This window comes from Planococcus sp. BI3 (assembly GCF_056680115.1).
On sequence record NZ_CM155266.1, the window covers coordinates 3783006 to 3804636 of the forward strand.

Sequence of the window (21631 nt, forward strand, 5' to 3'; positions counted from 1 at the left end):
AATACATAAATTGTAAATTAAAGTAAACATATATACCTTTATTCCTTCATGCTCTACCGAAAAGGCTCTATATCAACTGATTTTTCAAAAACATAAAAATGCTTTAATCAGATTTTTTATTTTACTGATTATTCGATTAATTGGGGTGGGAAAATGAAAAAATCCGATCAAAAACTTTCTATCTTTATTAGAATTTGTTGCGTTTTTTGGATTTTTTTCTTTTTTCTTGGAATTGAAAAAACGCCTGCAGAAACTGGCGGCGCCGGAAATGTAATTTTAAATATGGAAGTTGAGAAAGTGCCGCTTACTGGTGACCTGCAGATTCTCAAGGATACAGAAGGGACATTTGAGATAGATGAGTTGCTGCAGCCCCCACAAAATTGGAAGTTTGTTTCAAATGAAAAAGGGATCCCGAACGGCGGCATATCCACTGCTGTTTATTGGTTAAGCTTTACTGTTGAAGATCAATCTGAAGGTCAGGAGTGGCTTTTGGAACTGGCTAACCCTTCTGTAGACGAAGCGATTCTGTATTCTCCGGATCCTTCAGGGAGATTTAACGCTGTTAAACTGGGAACTGCCGTTTCAGATTCAGTAGGGGCTTATCCCCACCACCATTTGGTTTTTACACTGCTCCCAATGGAAAAGACAGAAAGCACATTTTTTATGAGAATCGAATCGCAAGGAGCAATGCACCTCCCTTTAACGATTTGGGAGCATAAAGCCTTTGAAGCGCAGAGTCGGCAGACAAATGCCATCATTGGCTTACTCGGCGGGTTGATCCTGCTGTTTTCAGTAGGCTGCATCAAATGGTTTTTCAATTACCGCGAGAAAAACTTCCTTTATCTCTTAGTATTGGGCCTTTCGATCTTTACCGTTTCTTCGCTGTGGACCGGTTTAAGCTTAGTTTATATATGGCCGGAACTCGGCTGGTTGCTGAACGGACAAACCGTATGGGTATTCTTTGGAGCAGCTGGCATCATGACTTTATTCATCACCAGGAATCTTTTGCCGTCTGCTTTGCAATGGTCCTGGCATGGTCTCGTTAAAGCTTCAGCTGTCCTTATAGTGCTGTCAATCGTGCTTTCCTTCTTTACTCATCCCATTGCAAATTTACCTTTGTCCCTAGCTGTATTTCTGTCACTCATATTATCTTTCGGCGTTTCTCTATGCGCTTGGAGCAAAGGCGTTTCCTATGCAGCTCCTTATGCCTTTAGCCTGCTTTTATCAATAGTAGCATTGATCATTACATTTCTGACGGCCACGGCTATTTTGCCTTATGTAAAGTTTTTGCAATCCGTGCTTTATCTATTTGGGGCACTCAGCCTTCTTTATACCGCAAAGGCGCTGCTGGCAAAAGAAAAAACAGCTCTTGAAAAGCATGTACATCAGGATCGTCAAGCGAATGAACGCCAATTGATGGAAATTGAAGCGTTGAAAAATGCAAATAAACGTAAAGACGAGTTACTGGCGTTCACTTCCAATGGCTTGCGCACGCCTCTTTACGGCATGATCGGCATTGCGGAATCACTCCAAGAGTCCGCTGTGGGAAAAATGTCGCCTTTAATGGCCGGCCAATTGAACGAGTTGGTGGTGAGTGGAAAAAATATGGCACATTTAGTCAATGCTCTTATGGACTCTACAAAAATAAAGCGGCCGCATATGCAGCTCCACGTGGAGGCGATTGCGGTTGATGAGCTTTGCAACACAGTTTTATCGTTGTGCCGCCCGCTTTTACAGTCAAAGCCAGTCAAGCTTTATCATACAGTTCCCGCTGGCTTGCCGAAAGCGATGGCTGATCCAGAACGTGTCCAACAAATTTTATATAACCTGATTGACAATTCCATCAAACATACTCATCAAGGAGAAATTATCATTTCTGCCCGGTTGTTGGAAGACCAACTGGAAATTTCTGTGAAGGATACGGGGACAGGCATCGAGGAAGAACAAATTCCCTCCTTATTTGAAGTTGCCGACCCACAGGAAAAGCTTCCTGGAAATCAGGGAATGGGATTGAAAATCGCCAAAAATCTGGTTGAACTCCAAGGTGGCTCACTGAAAGCCCGGTCGCGTATGGGAACCGGGTCGACATTCAGTTTCACTTTGCCGGTTCAGAATGAGGAATTGACCTCACAATTTCCGGATGGCTTTGAATGGGGCATTAAGGAACTGACCGCTTCACAATGGGCTGATTCCATGCTGAAAGAGCGTTCGGTAAAAAGAAATCTTCATATCCTGGTCATCGAATCGGAAGAAATCAACCGCCTCGTTCTGCTGCGTCAATTGCTGTCAGCGGGCTATCAGGCATTTGGCGTTGAGAGTGGAAAAGCGGCGTTGCAGCTGCTGGCGGACAAACCTGTGGATTTGATTGTCATGGATGGGCATTTAATGGATATGACAGGAGATGAATTATGCCGGCGTATCCGTTTGGACTTTACTTTAACGGAACTGCCGATTCTCCTGCTGTCGCACGCCGACGGAATGCGTGAAAAAAAGGAAGCCTTTACAGCGGGCGCAAATGATTATTTGCTGAAGCCCTGCGACAAAGAAGAGTTTTTATTGCGCGTCGAAACGCTGGCGAATATGAGGAGCCTGACACAGGAAATCACCAACTTGAACTATTTTCTTGAACGCAATGTCAATGAACGGACCATGGCGCTTGAAATCACCAATATGAATCTGTTGACAGTCAACGATGAAATCCAAGAAATCGAGAAGTCCCGAAATGAAATGCTGTCAGCGATTTCGCACGAGCTGGGGACACCGATAACGCTGATCCACAGTTATATCCAGGCAGTAAAAGAAAGTTTGATTGAAGAAAACAATCCACGGTATTTGGATATGATCCATAAAAAGCTGCTGCTTCTGGAGCGGCTCACGGAAGACCTTGTGGAGTTGACCAAATACAAGTCGGGAAATATGACCTTGCGCTTTGAGGAACGGAATCTGCAGGGATGGCTGGAACGGCTGGTGGAATCCATGGCATCTGATGTGAAGCAGAGTGGCCGGAGGTTCGAATTCCTCGGAACGGACAATCCCGATGATATCCATCAGGCGCTCCTGGCTATTGATTTGGATCGCCTTGATCAGGTCATCTCCAATATTCTCTGGAATGCTGTCAAGCACACTGCTTCAGAGGGAGGCAGGATCACGCTGTCTGCTGAAATTCTGGCTAAAAACAATGGGGACGCATTGCTGAATGAAGAAGAGGCAGATGGAGAATTGGTGGTTCGGATTGCCGACAATGGCTGTGGCATTGAAAAAGAGGCTTTGCCCCATATATTCGATCGTTTCTACAAAATCGACAATTCCGCCGGCTATAAAGGAAGCGGCCTTGGACTGGCGATTGCCAAAGAAATCGTTTTGGCGCATAAAGGACAGATTTGGGCCGACAGCACTAAAGGAAAAGGAAGCGTCTTTATCATTGTATTGCCGCTGATTTTCCAGTAACAGAAGGGAGGAAGAGAGATGGATACTGCGACTGTATTGATCGTAGAAGATGATGAAGGCATCCGAGAATTGATGCGTTTATTTCTACTGAAAAAAGGCTATGGGGTGCTGCAGGCTGCAGACGGTTTTCAAGCGCTCGAATTGCTGGAAAAGGAAAAGCCGGATCTGATCTTGCTGGATGTCGAGATGCCGGGCATGAATGGGTTGGAAGTGTGTGAGAAAATTCGCTTGAAGACCACCTTGCCGATTTTGTTCGTCAGCTATCGGAAAGAGCTGGTGTATAAAATTCAGGGTCTCGAAGCGGGTGGGGATGATTATATCACCAAGCCTTTCGATTTTAATGAATTGGAGGCCCGCATCCGCGCCATTCTTCGGAGAAACGGTTGGAAGAGCGCCAGGGAAGAGGAGCTGACCATCATCAAATACAAAGATCTGCACATTCACGTAGATGCGCGGGAACTGTATATTGCGGGAAAACCGGTGAAGCTTTACCATAAGGAATTTCAATTATTGCTGCTGCTGGCGCAGACGCCAAACCGTGTCTGGACAGCTGAACAGTTATACGATCAGGTGTGGGGCTATTATTCTGAAGGGGATATCCAGACAGTCAAAGTGCATATCAGCAATTTACGGAGAAAGATCGAACGGGATCCGGCCAATCCAAGCTTTATACAGACAGTACGGGGGTTTGGCTACAAATTCATATTGGAGTGAAAAGCATTCGGCTTGCATAGGCCGGATGCTTTTTTATGTTGATTCACACTAAAATGAAAAAGAATTCTATTTTGTTTGAATTTTGAGATTACTTAACGTATATTTAACCTTATCGTCCTAAGATAGGAAACACAATAGGATAAACATTAGGAGGATCTAATCATGGAGAGCACATTTAACTTGAATAAGTTCCTGAAAGCGATGAAAAAAAGAAAGGCATTAATCATCCTGGTTACTTTGGCTTTCATTGTCTTTAGTGCTGTCGCAAGCTATACCATCATGAAACCGGTTTACCAGGCAACCACTCAAATCCTGATCAACCAAAATACTGCAGGCAGCCAGAATTTCGACAGCCTCGATATTGACACCAATCTTCAATTGATCGGAACGTATAACGTCATCATCAAAAGCCCGGCAATTTTATCCAATGTCATTGAGGAATTGGAACTGAACGAATCGATTTCCTCGCTGACGGAACGGATTGCGGTCAACAATATTGAAAGTTCACAGGTGGTCACTTTGTCCGTCGAAGATTCTTCGATGGAGCAGGCAGTGCTGATCGCCAATACAACAGCTAAGATTTTCCAAAAGGAAATCAAGCAAATGATGAAGGTGGACAATGTCAGTGTACTGGCTGCAGCGGAAGCAAACCCGAATGCCAAGCCGATTCGTCCTGATCCTGTTTTTAACATGGCGATAGGAACCATTATCGGTTTGGTTTTTGGGGTGGCCATCACGTTAATCCTGGAGCAATTGAATACGACAGTCCGTACAGAAGAGGATATCGAAGAAATGGCGGGACTCCAGATTCTAGGGATTGTCAGTCCAGTAGACAATAATTTGAAAATGGAAAAACCATTAAATTTAACTGGCAGATTGGAGAAGGATGTACATGCGGACAATGAAAAAGACAAAGAGATTAATGCCGCGAAAATTGGTGGCTCGTACTAACCCACAATCGATTGCGGCTGAACAATACCGCACCATTCGGACCAATATCAACTTCTCGACCCCTGGATTGGATTCGAAAGTTATCCTGTTCACATCCGCTTCAAAGGAAGAAGGAAAGTCTACGACTGCTGCTAATATGGCTATTGTATTTGCAGAAACAGGAAAAAAGGTGCTATTGATTGATGCGGATATGCGGCGGCCGACTTTGTACCGGACTTTCCAATTAGGGAATAATACCGGGCTTTCCAATTTATTATTAAGAAGAGGCAAGCTCAAGCATTCGGTGAAATCGAGCGGCATCCCCAATTTAGATCTGCTGATGAGCGGACAGATTCCGCCAAATCCGGCGGAATTGCTGGAGTCGGCGGCGTTGGACGAATTGCTGGAAGAGATGCGGGAATTGTATGATTATATCCTTTTTGACTCACCGCCAATCCTATCGGTAACGGACTCCAAGATTCTTGCGAACAAATGCGACGGTACTGTACTGGTGGTCAATACCGGCAAATCGGAAAAGGTAAGTGTTGAAAAAGCGCGCGATTCCTTAGCAACAGCAAAGGCATTTATTTTGGGTGTCGTTTTGAATAATTACCCGCTGAATAAAGAAAATTACTATTACCATAATTATTCTGATTAATCGGGTGGATCTGATGGGAAAGGGAGAAAAGGGATGAAGATGGATAAACAGCGATTACACGAAATTCTTCATCATTCTCTAATGCCTTTTCTTATACTCTTTCGCCATTTCCGTACGTTCGTAATGGATGGATTTGAGAATATCGAAGAAAAATTAGAGGATGCAGTCTTGCTGACAGCTCCGCATTTAACAGGAAAAACCGTCATGGTGACCGGCGCAGGCGGATTGATCGGTTCAGAAATCAGCCGTCAGCTGATTCAATTTCAACCCGCTCGAATTTTGCTGCTCGGACATGGACCGCAATCCCTCTATTTGGTTGAGGATAAGTTGCAGAAACTAATGGAAAAGCATACAGAAATCATTCCGATTGTCATAAATACGCAGGATAAGAAGCGTCTTTTCGAAACAGTACGGCTCTATAAGCCTGATATCATCTACCATACAGCCGGGCATCAGCAAATTGATTTTACGGAAGATGGAGCAGTTGGCGAACTGTATGCTAATGTTTTTGGAACAAATAATATTGCAGAAGCGGCAAACCGCTCTCGCATCCATACTGTTGTTTTGGTTTCCTCAGAGCAGGCAGCAAAACCCCGCAATCTCACAGAAGCTGCCAAACGATTGGCGGAAATGATTGTTGAAAGCATCTCATTGACAAGTCAGACTCAGTTCACGATTATCCGTTTGCCTGCAAACATGGCAGCTCTGCATTCGCCCCAAAAATTGTATCGATCCTTTGAAGAGCGTACACCAGTCGCGCAGGCTGCACAAAACATTCTTCAAGCTGGCAGGATGAAGACAGCACCAGACAGCGGCAGTTTGTTGCGGCAAAAAGAAAAAGCCAGCATGTCTGACCTTCAAAAACAAGCGGGACTCAGCCAAATAGAGCTGGCACGCATCTTAAAACAGTTGAAAACAGCCTCGGAAGAAAAGGCACGGGAATTGGTTATCTCGATCATTAAGCAATAAAGCCGGAAAGGGTTGGAGAAAATGGGAGCAGAAAAATATCACAGCGAGTTTTATTTTGGAGAAGAAATGAATGGGTTCAGAAGAAAACTGCCATTTCAAAATGATGACATGATTGTGCAGCATCCTTTTCTGAACAAAATCTATCCGTATGCGTTGAACACCATTCATCTGGTGACGTATTGTGAAAACAATACGATTTCATTGCTGTCGGGCAGTTTGGAAATCGGAACTGTTGAAAGCATCAATGGATTTGCGGATGAAATCGGAGGGATTTCATGCGGATTGGATCATCAGGGGAATTTAAAATCCTATGCCTATGACTCCACTACCTTAGTGAAAATCGACAAGCATCCGCAAACACGTTTCGTTTTTGCGGGCAGCAGAATTCCTCATTTCGATCGGCTCAAGTCTTTTGCCATTAACTTGCACATCAACAATAAAGCCGATGACGTGATTTCCTGGAAGCTGGCATTGGATTCAAAGGGCCAGGCCATTTTAATCACATCCCTGATGGAAAAAGAAAACCTGCTTTAATGGGTTTTTGAAGGGAAGTCAGGCTGTTCAACAACCGAATAAGGCGAGTGTCGAAAGCGGAAAAAGGGGGATATTTAGAGCCATGTTGCAAAAGTTGAAAATAGCAGTAGTCGGTCTGGGATACGTCGGATTGCCCGTCGCAGTTGCCTTCAACCAAAAATATCCGGTCATTGGCTACGACACAAGTACAGAGAGAATCCAGGCTTTGACGATCGGCTTGGATAAGACGAATGAAGTAAGCCATGAGGAGTTTAAGAAGTCGACGATCCTTTTTACGGCTGATCCAGCGGAGTTAAAAGATGCGGGGTTCATCATCATCTCCGTCCCTGCATCTATGGATAAAGACAAGCTGCCTGATCTTTCTGCTTTAAAGGAAGCCTGCAGGTGCGTGGGCGGATACGTGAAAAAAGGAGCGGTAGTAGTCTTTGAATCGACGCTGGCACCCGGGATGACCGAAGAAATCTGCATTCCGATATTGGAGAAATACTCAGGCTTCGAGAGCGGAAAAGAATTTTTTGTGGGTTATTCTCCTTCCAGGATTCTTCCAGGAGACAAGAAAAACAGCTTTGCAAAAATGAAAAAAGTGGTGGCAGGACAAAATGCGGAAGTGACGGACTTTCTGGCGCTTGTCTATGGAAGTGTCGTGACAGGCGGAATTTATAAAGCGCCGTCCATCCGTGTTGCTGAAACGGCAAAGTTGATGGAGAATATCCAGCGTGATGTCAATATAGCGCTGATGAACGAATTAGCGCTGATTTGCGAACGCTTAAAAATCGATACTCAGGAAGTGTTGGAAACAGCGGGAAGCAAACGCGATTTCGTAAAGGCGTTTCCGGATTTGGTTGGAGGACATGGAATCGATTTGGCTTCATTTTATATGGCGAACAAAGCAAAGGCAGTCGGCCATAGCTCTGAAGTGATATTATCGGGACGCAATATCAATGATGGGATGGGACGATTTATCGCACAGTCATTGATCAAAAAAATGATCCAGGATAATATCGGACCAGCTGGAGGGCGTGTCACGGTATTGGGCCTTTCCTCTAAAGAGGATGTCCCGGACCTGCGCAACTCCAAAGTGATCGATATCGTAAAAGAACTGAGGGAATATGGCATTGAAGTGCAACTGGCAGATCCGTATGCTTCCGTAGAGGATGCAGAACGCTACTACGAATCGGTTCTGTTAAGCGCTCAGCAATTAAAGCCGGCACATGCAGTTATCCTGGCCGTACCACATAAGCCATACAAAGAAGGCGGCTGGAAGCAATTTGAGGGCTTATTGCTGGAGCAACAGGGAATCGTCTTCGATGTGAAAGGGGCTCTTGATCGACAAAAGAAACCGGAGAAAATCCAACTTTGGCGATTATGACTTGATGCGAGGAATCAATTGATCCACTCCCGCTGTTGCGACTGGATTTTCGAACCTGTCTGCCTCCTGCAGATGGGTTTTATTTTGCGTAAGAAACTTTTTTGCTGTGCTTCAGTCTATTTTTTTGGACTGTTTTTTTGGAGAGGCAGAAGGGTATGGAACAGTATAGAACTAAAGGAGGCCGAAGTTATGGAGATTGTGGCGAAGAGGGATTTGCTGAAGGACCGTTATGGGAATTATTATGTGGTATCTTATGCCACGAAGAAATCGTTGACGATCGTCAATGCTGCAATGTATCTCGCATTCAATCAAATACTCAACGAAGAGCTGGTGGCTAAAGTCAAAGCGAAGTATCCGAATGATGTCGCCTGTGGAAAGTATTTTGCTGATTTGGTCCATGAACAGGTGGAGCAAATGGGGAGTCCTGAACATCCCGGTAACATTTATGATATTGAAGAAGTGAAAAAAGAGTATGATTTGCATATGAAGCCACTTTATGATGATTCGTTTCATTTATAAAGAAGCCAGAAAGACCGTCACTTTGGTTGCTGTATAACAGAAGGATCCATTACGCCGTATCTTTAAAAGGGGAGGATTTGTATGACCAGACTAATGGTATACAGTTTGGCATTGTTATGGTTGCTGGGAGCTTGCGGCACTGAAGAGCCAGAAGTACAAATTCCACCAGGATCTGATACCAATTTAACTGCGGATGATCCAGAACAGGCAGAAGAAGCCGTGACTCAGCCTGCTTCTGAAGAGGAAGCAGTGACTCTGGATCCGTACGCTTATTTTATGCCAGACGGTTCGACAGCTTCTTTTCTTGGCGAAGGCAATGAATATGCGAGTTTTACGCTTCGGACAGATTACCTGGAAGATGATCATGTGGCTGTGTATGAAGATAATGGCGGAACCGTCATGTTGAAAGTCTACCGATTACGGGAAGACGCAATTGAGCTGGTATTGGAGCAGGGCGAGTTCTATGAAGACTACACCGCAACAGCGGAAGAACTGGAAATGCTAGAGCCAATCCGGACTTACCTGGCCCTCCCATTGGAATCCGGGGCAATTATCGGGGAATGGACGGTTGTCGAAACAGATGCAGCAGTTGAAACTCCTTTTGAGAATTTTGAGCAAGTGATTGTTCTCGAGAGTGAAGGAACTGATGGCTCGATTGTCAGAACCTATTTTGCCGAAGGCTACGGTGAAGTCAAGCGTGAGTTCCGAATGCAGGAAGAAGGACAAGAGGAATTTGTTGTAACATCCGTTTTGGAAGAGCTTGAAACGGAATAGAGAAAAACGTCTGCCATTTTTTGGGAGGTATTTTTATGGGATTTAAAGGAATTCAGGGCGAAAAAAGAAGTTTTTATGAGAATCTGTAATTGTTTTTCTGATATAGGGTTAATTCTCCCAAGCTATCCCGTGGAATAGAGGTATTAACGCTTACTGTTGATTAGGAATATTATTCAAAAGAATTTATCGCTTTATTGCTCTATCCGCCTAAAGTCTGAAAAGTTCCAGAATTGACGGAAAACTCTTTCAATTCTCTGAATACCCTTTATAATGAACAATTATGAACTAAAGGGAGATGAGGCAAATGTCTAAGCTGAAAAATGACTCGTTGCAATTGCATCGGACGCATCAAGGGAAGTTGGAGATTCGATCGAAAGTGGCAGTAGAAAACGAAAGAGACCTGAGCCTCGCTTATTCTCCGGGAGTTGCTGAACCTTGCAGAGAAATCGCTGCAGACCCGTCAAAAGTTCATGATTATACCATGAAGAGCAATATGGTGGCAGTCGTCACAGACGGTACAGCTGTTCTGGGACTTGGCAACATCGGGCCGCTTGCCGCATTGCCGGTCATGGAAGGAAAAGCCATATTGTTCAAAGAATTTGCTGGAGTGGATGCCTTTCCAATCTGCTTGGATACAACAGATGCAGAAACCATCATCCAGACGGTAAAGTTGCTCGAACCTGGCTTTGGTGGCGTCAATCTCGAGGATATTTCAGCCCCGACATGTTTTATTGTGGAAGAACGTCTGAAAAAGGAAATGGGCATCCCCGTATTTCATGATGATCAGCATGGTACAGCCATCGTCACATTGGCTGGATTGATCAATGCGTTGAAATTGGTCGGCAAAGATGTTCAGGAAACCAAAATTGTCGTGAATGGTGCAGGAGCTGCAGGGATTGCCATCGTCAAACTGTTGAGCAAATTCGGCTTTGGCCACCTGATCATGTGTGATACGAAAGGTGCCATCTACAAGGGGCGCAAAAACGGCATGAATCCATTTAAAGAAGAAGTGGCTGAAATGAGCAATTACGAGCGCAAGGAAGGCTTATTGGCAGATGTCATCCATGGAGCGGATGTCTTTATCGGTGTTTCAGCAGAAGGCGCATTGACTGAAGAAATGGTGCGCACCATGAACAGCGATGCCATCATCTTTGCAATGGCCAATCCAAATCCTGAAATCCTCCCGCATTTGGCGAAGAGAGCCGGCGCGCGTGTAGTGGGCACAGGACGTTCCGATTTCCCAAACCAGGTCAACAATGTATTGGCTTTCCCAGGACTCTTTAGAGGCGCTTTGGATGTGCTGGCTACAGATATCAACGACGCAATGAAAATCGCTGCTGTCGAAGCCATTGCAGGCTTATTGGAGACAGATGAGCTGCATGAGGATTACATCATCCCGAAACCATTTGATTTGCGTGTTGCTTCAACTGTTGCGGCGGCAGTTGCCAAAGCAGCAATAGAGACTGGTGTTGCCCGTAAAACAATTGAAACGGATGATCTAAAGCAAAAGACGGCAAGCTTATCGGCAGCCGGAGAAAAGTGAACCATATTATATAGAAGAAACCCATTCGCTGCTTTTTAGGCGGATGGGTTTTTTGTGGTGGATTTCGGCTGAACGACTGCAAATTGGTTTGAACGACTGCAAATCCATCTGAACGACTGCAAATTGTTCTGAGCGACTGCAAATCCGTCTGAACGACTGTAAATTGTTCTGAGCGACTGCAAATCCGTCTGAACGACTGTAAATTGTTCTGAACGACTGCAAATCCGTCTGAACGACCACAAATTGTTCTGCACCGCCATAGATGCTTCAAAAGTAGAACATTTCACCCGAAAAACATAAAAAACAGCCAACACAACTCTTGTTCAAGAGCGGATGTTGGCTGTTTTCATGTATACAATAGTTCTTTTTCTTCTGTTACTGTTGGAAGCTGTTCTTTTTCCTTCCGGTAGACATCAAGCAAATCACATGGACGACCGATAAAGTCTGTTTGGCCATTTTTAATTTTGACTATCCGATCTGCCAGGATATGCGCATCCTTTTCATCGTGCGTTACAAAGATGGAAGTGATGTTTGCTTTCTTTAGAATATCCCGCAACTCTTTGCGTATTTTCTCCTGCAGCTCCGCATCGAGATTACTGAACGGTTCGTCGAGTAAGAGAAGGTGAGGGTTTGGAGCAAGGGCTCTGGCGATCGCCACACGCTGCTGCTGGCCGCCGCTCAATTGGTGGGGATAGCGTTTTGCAAAGCCTTCCAGTTCCACGAGTTCCAAGACTTCCTGGAGGCGCTTCTGCTTTGCCGCTCGTTTCAGGCGGAAAAGCCCGAACAAGATATTGTCAGCAACCGTCAAGTGGGGGAACAGTGCATAGTCCTGAAACACCATGCCAATGCCGCGCTTTTCAGGCTGAATAAAATTCCGGTCATCAACCAGAACCTGATCCTGAATCGCAATTTTTCCGCCAGCCGGCTTTTCAAGCCCCGCCAACAAACGCAACACGGTGCTTTTTCCGCTTCCGCTCCTTCCGAGAATTGAAATCACTTCTCCTTTTTCAATCTGCAAAGAGAAATTATCAAGTGCAGCAGCTTTTGTATTTGGGTAAGAAAAACTTAAGTTTTCAATCGATACAAACATGTCAATCCATCTCCTTTTCCAGAAACTTATAAAAGATGATGATGGCTAAAGCACTGATGCCAACAATCAATAAAGAAGCCTGGGAAGCTTCCATGATTTTTTCATCACTTGCATATTGAAAAGCTTTTGTAGAAAGTGTATCAAAATTAAATGGCCTTAAAATCAAGGTCAGCGGAATTTCTTTCAGAACATCGACGAAAACTAGGATGAACCCGCTGATGATGGCCCCTTTCATCATGGGCATGTCTACTTTGAAAAAGGTTCTCGTCAGCCCGGCACCAAGAAGGCGGGAAGCATCCTGGAAATCAGTGCCGATTTTATCATAGCCAGTCTCGATTGAACTGAAGCCGATGGCGAAAAACCGGATGATATAAGCGGTGATAAGCAACAGGATACTGACACTGAGGACGAGTGTCGTATTCATGCCGGCCATCCGGTAAAGCGGCGCCAGGAACTCATCCAATGCGACAAAGGCAGTTACGACAGCCACTGCAATGACAGCTCCGGGAATAGAGTAGCCGAGAACTGTCAGTTTGGGCAGCAATTTAGCCAATCGTCCCTGAACAAGGCGGGCGAAATTGCCGACAATCAATGCCAAAATGATAATGGCTGCCGCACTGAATCCTGCCACAAAGATTGAGTTTCTTATATAAGCCAGGAACTCATCCAGTGGAATGGTTCCAAAAGTCAAAATCGTCCAATCGATCAGCTGGGCAATAGGGATGAAAAATCCTAAACTCAATATGGCAAAACCATAGGCCGCCGCTGCAAATGCCTTCCAGCCTGTCAATAGGATAAGCGGGAGGGGCCGGACTTTCGTGGAGGAATAACTATACTGGCGTCTGCCTCTCAGTATTTTTTCAAGGAGCAGGATCACAATGACAAAACCCATCAAGGAAGCGGCAAGCTTAATGGAAGAGTCGATGTCTCCCAAGCCGAACCAAGTTTGAAAGATTGCCGTTGTAAAGGTCTGAATGCCGTAGTATTTCACCACTCCATAATCATTCAGCACTTCAAGGACAACTAAACTGGCGCCTGCAATGATGGAAATCCGGGAAATCGGAACAACGATCTGGAAAAACGTTCGCCATGGCCCTTTTCCGAGCAACCGAGTGCTCTCAATCAATGAAGCGGATTGCTGCGACAGAAAAACTTGAGAGATAGTGTAGACATAAGGATAAAGGAAAACCGTGTAGATGAAAATTGCACCTGGCAAGTTCATGATGTCGAAGTGGGCCGGATTCAACGCCATACCAAATTGCTCACGAAGCGTTGTCTGAATCACGCCGGTATAATTGACGATGCCATGGTATGTATAAGCACCGATAAAAGGTGGAATGGAAAGTGGCAAGATCAATGCCCACTTCAAAAATCGACGGAAAGGAAACTGGTATTGAGCAATCAGCCAAGCCAGGCTCAGGCCGATAGCAATCGTCGATACGGCAGTCGCAACAACCAAAATAGCGGAATTTTTGACGAAGGACCACAGAACAAATTCCTTCATATGCTCCCAGTTTTCATTGGAGGGGGTGAACAGACCCGTTACAATCGTTAAGTTCGGTAAAAACAGGGCAGCGATAATGGCGATCGCTGCAACCGTCCAAACATTTACATTTGCTAATCTTCTTTGCATGTTCCTCTACACCCTTCTAATCGCAAGAAATCCCTTGCTGCAAAACACACACAGCAAGGGGACAGTATAACGATTATTTCCAGCCGACTTCGTTAAAGATTAAAATCGATTTTGCATTGTTTTCTCCAAGAACAGATAAGGGGATGTCCTGCTCCTTGAACTCGCCCCACGATTTCAGCAGTTCAGAAGGCTCAACTTGTGGATTTACCGGGTACTCATAATTGGCTTCTGCAAACGTTTCCTGAGCTTCTGGAGCAGATAGGAATTCAAGCAGTTTTATGGCATTTTCTTTATTTTGGGAAGCTTTGACGACTCCTGCACCACTGACATTGACGTGGGTTCCAGTCGTTTCTTGATTCGGGAAGAATAAGCCGAGGCCTTCTGCGACTTCCACTTCAGCTGGATCTTCAGAGTTCAGCATTTGGCCAAAATAGTAGCTGTTCATAATGGCGACATCGCCGACTCCTGCAGCAATTGCTTTGGCTTGGTCACGGTCTCCGCCTTCAGGATCGCGGGCGAAGTTCGCTACCAGTCCTGCAGCCCATTCTTTTGCCTGTTCTTCACCGTCTAATTCGATGAATGAAGCCAGTAAAGATTGGTTGTAGACATTTTCTGAGCCACGGATCAACACGCGGCCCTTCCAAGCATCTTCTGTCAATGCTTCGTATGTTGAGAGGTCTTCAGGCTTCACTGTGCTTTCATTGTAGACAATCACGCGTGCACGTTTTGTTAAGCCGTACCACATCTGATCCGTGTCACGGAAGTTTTCCGGAATCTGTTCGTCCAGAAGGTCACTTGACACAGCCTGGAGTAAGCCATCGTCTTTTGCACGGAATAGGCGACCAGCATCTGCAGTCAGGAATAAATCCGCTTCAGTGCCATCTCCTTCACGTTTGATGCGCTCAAGCAGTTCATCGGCTTCTCCCTTGATGAGATTTACTTTTATGCCGGTTTCTTCTTCAAATTTCTTATATAATTCATCGTCTACATCATAATGTCTGGCGGTATATAAATTAACTTCAGTGCTTTCCGCTGCTTCTTCCGGTGCATCAGTTGTCGCCGGTTCAGTCGTATCGCTGTTTCCGCATGCCGTTAAAACAAGAAGTAAAAAAGCTAAAACAAGAAAAAAAAGTTTGTTCATAGATGTCTCTCCCTTAAGTATGTAGTTGAGAAGTTAAATGAAAATCATTCTCAACTTAAATTATAAAGACCTAATTGAGAATGTCAATCGTATTTGGTGAACTATACTAAGAATTTTGTATTTATGTTTGGTAACATGACACGTATTAGTCTTATATGCCTATTCTTCGTGAAAATTATTTGGGGTGGGAAAGGAGTGCGAGCAAGCGGAGAAGGCAATTGATTTTCGGCGATCCCCATGGAAGTTTGCCAGCAACCCATTGGCGTAAGTTGAAGAAAATCGATTTCTATTCTAATAGAAGGAACGCATTCGTTTATTTCCGGCAGAAGGTTTTTTTTGCGTGAATTTTGGGTGAACGACTGCAAATCATGGCGAACGACTACAAAAAAATTTGAACGACTGTAAATCTGGCTGAACGACTGCAAATTTTTTTGAACGACTGCAAATTCATTTGATCGACCATAAATACTCAGCGTATGTATAAGAGGACAGAAAAAAGGCCTTTGCCAACTCGGGCAAAGGCCTTTTCATCAATACTTATCCGAAAATTTCTTCAGAAACTTCAACAATGTACTTTAATTTATCCCATTGCTGCTGTTCTGTCAGTTCATTGCCATGATGTGTGGAAGCAAAGCCGCATTGCGGGCTGATGCATATTTGCTCAAGCGGCACAAATTCTGCAGCTTCTGCAACGCGTGCTTTGATGGACTCTTTGTCTTCCAGTTCTCCGTTCTTCGAGGTGAAGACGCCCAGGACGACTTTTGCGCCGCCCGCGGGAATGTGTTCAAGCGGTTTGAATGAGCCGGAACGGTCGTCGTCGTATTCAAGGAAGAAGCCGTCCACTTTTTCTTTTGCGAACATCGTCGGTGCGATCAAGGCGTAGCTGCCTTCAAAAGCCCATTTCGACTTGTAGTTTCCACGGCATAGGTGGGTCGTTACTGTCAGATCAGCTGGCTTTCCTTCAAGCGCCCCATTGGTTACGCGCAATGCCAAATCAATCAAATAGTCGCGGTCGTGATCGCCTTCGCTGAATGGAATCTCCGGCGAAGAAAGGCCGGCGATATAAACGTCGTCGATCTGCAGGTAACGGACGCCTGCCTGATAGAACACCTGAAACGCATCCCGATACACTTGGATGATGGCTTGTGCATATTCTTCAATATCCGGGTAAATCGAATTGTCGCGGATGCCGGCGTTGAAAAATTGGTTGGGACTTGGAATCGTTAACTTCGGAACTGCTCTGCCATCAACGATTTCCTTCAGTTCAAGGAAATCCTGGATAAAGGGATGATCGTCATTAAACGAGATTTTACCGATATTCCGGACATCATAGCGCTCAGTTTCCTCGCCGGCAAATTGATAACCGGATTCCGGCACATAACCTTCGAAGCCATTGATATGCTCCATGAAATCCAAATGCCACCATGAACGCCTGAACTCACCGTCTGTGACGGCTTTTAAGCCAACTTCAATCTGCTTCTCGACGATATGTTTGATTTCCTTCGTTTCGATTTCCCGCAATTGTTCTGCTGAAAGCGTCCCGGCTTTGTAATCTGCTCTTGCTTTATGTAAGGAAGCCGGCCGCAGCAGGCTTCCAACGTGATCTGCCTTGAATGGTGCTGTAATCGTTTGAGTCGTTGTCATATGATTTTTCCTTCTTTCTCTCTAAGGATTTTGATCTAGTTGGCGATGCTCAAGCCGTTGCGGCGGGCCACCTGGGCCAGCGCCTGTGTAAGATCCTGCACCAGGTCATCGGGATGCTCAAGGCCGACGGAATAACGCAGCAAGCCATCCGTGATGCCGCGTTTCTCACGTTCCTCTACAGGCATAGAGCCATGGGACATGGTGGCTGGATACGACAAGATCGACTCGACAGCGCCTAGGCTGACCGCAAATACCGGAATCCGCAGATGCTCCACAAAGACACGGGCTGACTTTTTATCCTTTAGACGGAAAGACAGGACGGCGCCTGCGCTTTTGGCCTGGCGTTCGTGGATCGGGTTGCCAGGGTGGAATGAAAATCCTGGATAGTATACTTCTTCGATCAATGGGTGATTGTGCAGATATTCAGCGATGGTACGGGCCGATTCGGATGACTGGCCGAGACGGGCGCCTAAAGTTTTGATGCCCTGGATCAATAGGTAGGAGTCCTGTGCGCCCAATACCGAACCGAATGTGTTTTGAATAAAGCCGAGGCGGTTTCCAAGCTCGTCGTCTTTTGTGACGGCAAGACCTGCCACAACATCGCTATGTCCCGACAGGAATTTCGTCGCGCTGTGAAGGACGATGTCCGCGCCGAGCGCCAAAGGGTTCTGGTAAAGCGGCGTCATGAATGTATTGTCGACGAAAGTCAGACAGCCATTGGCTTTCGCCAGTTTTGCTGCAATCTCGATATCTGTAATGTTCATTGTCGGATTCGAAGGTGTTTCCAAGTAGACCACTTTTGTATTCGGCTGGATTGCATTGGCCATTTCATTCAAGTCGGTCATATTGACGAAAGTGTATTCGATATTGAATTTATCCAAAACCTCTGTGATGAAACGGTAAGTTCCTCCGTAGACATCTTCTGACACCAAAACATGGTCGCCTGAAGACAAGAGCATGAAAGCGGAAGAGATGGCGGCCATCCCTGATGAAAAGGCGAATCCACGTTTGCCGCCTTCCAAATTAGCGATGGTTTCCTCTAATGCCAGGCGCGTTGGATTTCCAGAGCGGCTGTATTCAAAGGGCCCGAATGAATCCAGGCTTTTCTGGTGGAATGTTGAGGATAAGTAAATGGGTACGTTGACAGCCCCCGTCAATGGATCAACTCCGGTAGAGTGAATAAACTTGGTTTCTATGCGATCAGTCATATTCAACAACCTCCTTCTTCAATTTCGAAAATGCTTGTGTCAAATCAGCGATTAAATCTTCAGCGAGTTCAACACCGACCGAGAATCGCAATAGCCGGTTGCAGACGCCGCGTTTGGTGCGTTCTTCAAAGGGAATATCTGCGTGGGTCTGGGTGGCAGGGTAAGTGATGAAGCTTTCGACTCCGCCTAAGCTCTCGGCAAAGGTGATGAGCTCGATATTTTCCAGGAAAGGCCCGACCCATTCCTCTTCTTGCAGACGGAACGACAACATGCCGCCTTTTCCTGGATACAAAACGTCCGAAATCTCTGATTGCTGCAACAGGAATTCTGCGATGGCTTTTGCATTCGCTTCATGCTGCCGCATGCGAAGCGGCAGGGTTTTTAATCCACGTACCAATAACCAGGAGTCGAAAGGTGACAATACGGCACCCACCGAGTTATGGAAGAATGACAGCCTTTCACAGATGCTTTCACCTTTTGCGGCAACCAGTCCGGCAAGCACATCGTTGTGTCCGCCGATGTATTTAGTGGCGCTGTGGATAACGATATCTGCTCCCAGTTCGATTGGCTGCTGGAAGAACGGCGTCAAGAATGTATTATCGACAATCAATAAAAGGTTATGCTTTTTTGCTAATGCCGCATAAGCGATAAGATCAATTTCCTGCATGAGCGGATTGGTCGGCGTTTCAATAAAGAGCGCCCGTGTATTCAATGTTATTTTTTCTTCTGTATCCTGTACATCTTTGAATTCGGCATATTTGGGGTGGATATTATAGGCGGATGCGAAATGGTCCAGCAGGCGATAGGTTCCGCCATAAATATCTTCCGGCACCAATATTTCGTCGCCTGGACGGAACAGCGACAAAACCAGTTGGATGGCAGCCATTCCAGAGCTGCAGGCAAATGCGGCATCTGCACCTTCCAGTTCTGCAAAGCCTTCTTCAAGGACGGAACGTGTCGGGTTTTTTGTTCGGGTGTAATCGTAGCCGGTCGATTGCCCAAGTCCCTGATGCTCATAGGCCGTTGATAAGTAGATGGGCGGGTTTACCGCTCCTGTAGCAGCGTCGCTGCGATTGCCTATTTGAACCAATAAAGTTTCCAAGCTATGTTTTGTCATTCCACTCATCCTCTCAACAATAAAACAGGGGCTTTTCTTCAATAAAGAAGAAAGCCCCTGACTAGAAACGCATTCTTCTCATCTGTTAGGCGCAGCCTATTGGAATTAGCACCGTGTCGTCAGACTGGTTGCTGAGACTTCACAGGGCCAAATCCCTCCGTCTCTCTAGATAAGAAATATCTTATTAAGTTTAGGTTCTAAGTTAATCTTGTTTCTGTTTCGATGTTTCTAATCTTAAATCATTTAACAGAGGAAAGCAAGGGGTGAATTTTAAATAGTTGAAATAGAAAGAAAACATAAGGCGTATTGATGAATTTGTATTTGTGCATCAGTGATGGGCATTTGCGCTTTTCTTTGTCTAGGCTCCAGCGCCTAGCTCTTCGGGTCATAAGTCAACCCAGCGGCGCGGCAAAAAACGCCACTCTGCTGTTCTGCCTTATGCCTTTCAGAGCTGAACAGGCGCTTGCGCTTTTCGTGTTGTCCAGCTCCAGCGATCAGACCCTCGGGATCATAAGTCCCGTTGGCTGTCGGGTCTAAGACGATCGCTTGCGCTTTTCTTATTGTCCAGCTCCAGCGCCTAGCTCTTCGGATCATAAGTCAACCCAGCGGCGTGGCAAAAAACGCCACTCTGCTGTTCTGCCTTATGCCTTTCAGAGCTGAACAGGCGCTTCCGCTTTTCTTTGATGAGCAGAAAAAAGGAAGTTTTTATGAAACATCGCTACAATGGAAAGGATAGGAGTGGAAGTAGACATGGCAATTAAGAAATTCGAAAATATACCATTGGCTGTGCTAGATTTGGCACCAATTAATGAAGGTTCAGAAACCGCACAGGCCTTTAAGAATAGCGTGGAGTTGGCACAGCATGTAGAGAAGTTAGGGTTCAACCGTTACTGGTTGGCTGAGCATCATAATATGCCGGGCATCGGCAGCTCGGCGACATCGGTTCTTATCGGCCACATTGCAGGCGCGACAGAGTCCATTCGTGTAGGTTCTGGCGGCATCATGCTGCCGAACCATTCACCGCTTGTTATCGCTGAACAATTTGGTACGCTCGAAACCATTTATCCGGGACGCATTGATTTAGGATTAGGCCGTGCACCAGGCAGTGATCAGGCAACCGCCCATGCGCTGCGACGAAACTTGCAGAGCAGTGGAGATGATTTCCCGCAGCAGGTGGCAGAGCTGGAAAATTACTTCTCGGAAAATCCGGTCGGGCGTGTACGGGCTTATCCCGGCACCAACCTGAAGATTCCGCTTTGGCTATTAGGATCAAGTGGATTCAGTGCTCAGCTTGCGGCACTCAAAGGTCTGCCATTTTCTTTCGCCAGCCATTTTGCGCCGGATTACATGATGCAGGCGCTTCAATTGTATCATCAGAACTTCAAACCGTCTCCGGCTTTGGCAGCGCCTTACGCGATGCTGGGCGTCAATATCATTGTGGCAGAAACACAGGAGCGCGCTGAATGGCTTGCGACTTCTTCTCAGCAGCAGATGTTTTCGTTGATGAGAGGAGAGCCGACGACCTTCCAGGCACCGATTGATGTTCTCGAGGAGGTTTGGACGGATCGTGAAATTGCGATTTTCCGTGACAAGTTGGATTCTGAATCTATGATTGTCGGCACACCTGATGTCGTCAAACAAAAACTGAAAAACTTCATCCAAAAAACGAGAGCCAACGAAGTCATCGTCAACTCGCCGATCTTCCATCAGGAAGATCGCCTGCGGTCGTATGATTACGTGGCAGAAATGATGGACTAAGCAAAAACCCCGTTCTGTGAACGGGGTTTTGTTGCATAAAAAATCACCTCCCCAATAAGGAGAGGTGATCATCCGGCGTCAGTGAAGGTCTTTCGCCTTGTCTTCTTCACGCTGCCGCTCTTTTGGAATCTCGTCTTCTTCATAGGCTGCATAATCAGGTGAACCTTCGCCAATCATATTCAGAACCGCATTGAAATCGTCATCTAAACGACGTTCAGCTTCTCGTGGATCGAGTACTTTGCGTTCCATTATGAACAACCTCCTTGTTTCATAATCAGCAGCCATATGACAATGAAGGCGGAGTCCTATCTCACTTACAGTATACAGATTATTCTGTTAAATAGAAAGGGAAGTAGCTTAGGATTTTACTGGTCTATTTCGAAGAAATCCATAAGAAAAAGACCATCAGCAATCGGGAATTCCGGCAGGTTGCTGGAATCGGTTCACTGTGGATTGCTTTGAAATTTTTAGTGGGCACAAAAATGTCCCATCAAGGCAGTTTTAAAGACGGCCACTCCGACATTCTGGAAGCATTTTAGCGCGCAGACAGTATTGTGCCGAGTTTGGACCGTATTTTTTATTC

18 protein-coding genes and 1 riboswitch are annotated in these 21631 nt (G+C 45.7%); of the genes, 11 read left to right on the forward strand and 7 right to left on the reverse strand.

The features are described from left to right. The first annotated feature begins 153 nt into the window (after nucleotides 1–153). The 10 genes from AC1MEO_RS18605 (at nucleotide 154) to ystJ (ending at nucleotide 11457) form a co-directional block, all read left to right on the forward strand. Nucleotides 154–3447 (forward strand): ATP-binding protein, encoded by a 3294-nt coding sequence (locus AC1MEO_RS18605; RefSeq protein WP_480333289.1) that lies wholly within the window; start codon nucleotides 154–156, stop codon nucleotides 3445–3447. A gap of 18 nt (nucleotides 3448–3465) precedes the next feature. Continuing rightward, nucleotides 3466–4161 (forward strand): response regulator, encoded by a 696-nt coding sequence (locus AC1MEO_RS18610; RefSeq protein WP_480333291.1) that lies wholly within the window; start codon nucleotides 3466–3468, stop codon nucleotides 4159–4161. A gap of 162 nt (nucleotides 4162–4323) precedes the next feature. Then, complete coding sequence (locus tag AC1MEO_RS18615) at nucleotides 4324–5112, forward strand: YveK family protein (protein ID WP_480333293.1); 789 nt, start codon at nucleotides 4324–4326, stop codon at nucleotides 5110–5112. Continuing rightward, on the forward strand, nucleotides 5054–5749 hold the full coding sequence (locus AC1MEO_RS18620; protein WP_480333295.1) for a CpsD/CapB family tyrosine-protein kinase: 696 nt from the start codon (nucleotides 5054–5056) through the stop codon (nucleotides 5747–5749). Before AC1MEO_RS18615 ends, AC1MEO_RS18620 begins: the two co-directional genes overlap by 59 nt. Before the next feature lie 33 nt (nucleotides 5750–5782). Further along, nucleotides 5783–6718 (forward strand): polysaccharide biosynthesis protein, encoded by a 936-nt coding sequence (locus tag AC1MEO_RS18625; protein ID WP_480333297.1) that lies wholly within the window; start codon nucleotides 5783–5785, stop codon nucleotides 6716–6718. Nucleotides 6719–6739: 21 nt separating this feature from the next. Beyond that, complete coding sequence (locus tag AC1MEO_RS18630) at nucleotides 6740–7252, forward strand: sugar-transfer associated ATP-grasp domain-containing protein (RefSeq protein ID WP_480333299.1); 513 nt, start codon at nucleotides 6740–6742, stop codon at nucleotides 7250–7252. A gap of 82 nt (nucleotides 7253–7334) precedes the next feature. Next, complete coding sequence (locus tag AC1MEO_RS18635) at nucleotides 7335–8621, forward strand: nucleotide sugar dehydrogenase (protein ID WP_480333301.1); 1287 nt, start codon at nucleotides 7335–7337, stop codon at nucleotides 8619–8621. A 189-nt stretch (nucleotides 8622–8810) separates the two neighbouring features. After that, the gene (locus AC1MEO_RS18640; protein ID WP_480333303.1) at nucleotides 8811–9140 is read left to right on the forward strand and encodes a hypothetical protein; all 330 of its coding nucleotides are present in this window, start codon (nucleotides 8811–8813) and stop codon (nucleotides 9138–9140) included. An 81-nt stretch (nucleotides 9141–9221) separates the two neighbouring features. Further along, on the forward strand, nucleotides 9222–9914 hold the full coding sequence (locus AC1MEO_RS18645) for a hypothetical protein (protein WP_480333305.1): 693 nt from the start codon (nucleotides 9222–9224) through the stop codon (nucleotides 9912–9914). A gap of 304 nt (nucleotides 9915–10218) precedes the next feature. Beyond that, nucleotides 10219–11457, forward strand: coding sequence for an NADP-dependent malic enzyme (ystJ, locus tag AC1MEO_RS18650; RefSeq protein WP_480333307.1), 1239 nt, complete (start codon nucleotides 10219–10221; stop codon nucleotides 11455–11457). A gap of 346 nt (nucleotides 11458–11803) precedes the next feature. Here the strand turns inward: ystJ and AC1MEO_RS18655 are convergent, their stop codons facing one another. The 6 genes from AC1MEO_RS18655 to AC1MEO_RS18680 form a co-directional block, all read right to left on the reverse strand. Then, nucleotides 11804–12547: an ABC transporter ATP-binding protein gene (locus AC1MEO_RS18655; protein ID WP_480333309.1), complete on the reverse strand. Its 744-nt coding sequence runs from the start codon at nucleotides 12545–12547 to the stop codon at nucleotides 11804–11806. A 1-nt stretch (nucleotide 12548) separates the two neighbouring features. Then, nucleotides 12549–14180, reverse strand: coding sequence for an ABC transporter permease (locus tag AC1MEO_RS18660; RefSeq protein ID WP_480333311.1), 1632 nt, complete (start codon nucleotides 14178–14180; stop codon nucleotides 12549–12551). Between the two features lie 73 nt (nucleotides 14181–14253). Beyond that, the gene (locus AC1MEO_RS18665; protein WP_480333314.1) at nucleotides 14254–15321 is read right to left on the reverse strand and encodes a Fe(3+) ABC transporter substrate-binding protein; all 1068 of its coding nucleotides are present in this window, start codon (nucleotides 15319–15321) and stop codon (nucleotides 14254–14256) included. A gap of 537 nt (nucleotides 15322–15858) precedes the next feature. Continuing rightward, nucleotides 15859–16965, reverse strand: coding sequence for a 5-methyltetrahydropteroyltriglutamate--homocysteine S-methyltransferase (locus tag AC1MEO_RS18670; protein WP_480333316.1), 1107 nt, complete (start codon nucleotides 16963–16965; stop codon nucleotides 15859–15861). 35 nt (nucleotides 16966–17000) lie between these two features. Continuing rightward, a complete protein-coding gene (locus tag AC1MEO_RS18675) occupies nucleotides 17001–18173 on the reverse strand; it encodes an aminotransferase class I/II-fold pyridoxal phosphate-dependent enzyme (protein ID WP_480333318.1) in 1173 nt (390 codons plus the stop codon). Beyond that, a complete protein-coding gene (locus AC1MEO_RS18680; RefSeq protein WP_480333320.1) occupies nucleotides 18166–19290 on the reverse strand; it encodes a methionine biosynthesis PLP-dependent protein in 1125 nt (374 codons plus the stop codon). The genes AC1MEO_RS18675 and AC1MEO_RS18680 overlap by 8 nt, the downstream gene beginning before the upstream one ends. 75 nt (nucleotides 19291–19365) lie before the next feature. Then, nucleotides 19366–19466: riboswitch (SAM riboswitch) on the reverse strand. A 574-nt stretch (nucleotides 19467–20040) separates the two neighbouring features. Between AC1MEO_RS18680 and AC1MEO_RS18685 the strand changes: the two genes are divergently transcribed. Further along, entirely contained in the window at nucleotides 20041–21048 is a 1008-nt protein-coding gene (locus tag AC1MEO_RS18685) for an LLM class flavin-dependent oxidoreductase (protein WP_480333322.1), read from the forward strand. A 78-nt stretch (nucleotides 21049–21126) separates the two neighbouring features. Here AC1MEO_RS18685 and AC1MEO_RS18690 read toward each other — a convergent pair whose 3' ends face one another. Then, on the reverse strand, nucleotides 21127–21297 hold the full coding sequence (locus AC1MEO_RS18690) for a hypothetical protein (protein ID WP_480333324.1): 171 nt from the start codon (nucleotides 21295–21297) through the stop codon (nucleotides 21127–21129). Nucleotides 21298–21631 lie beyond the last annotated feature (334 nt).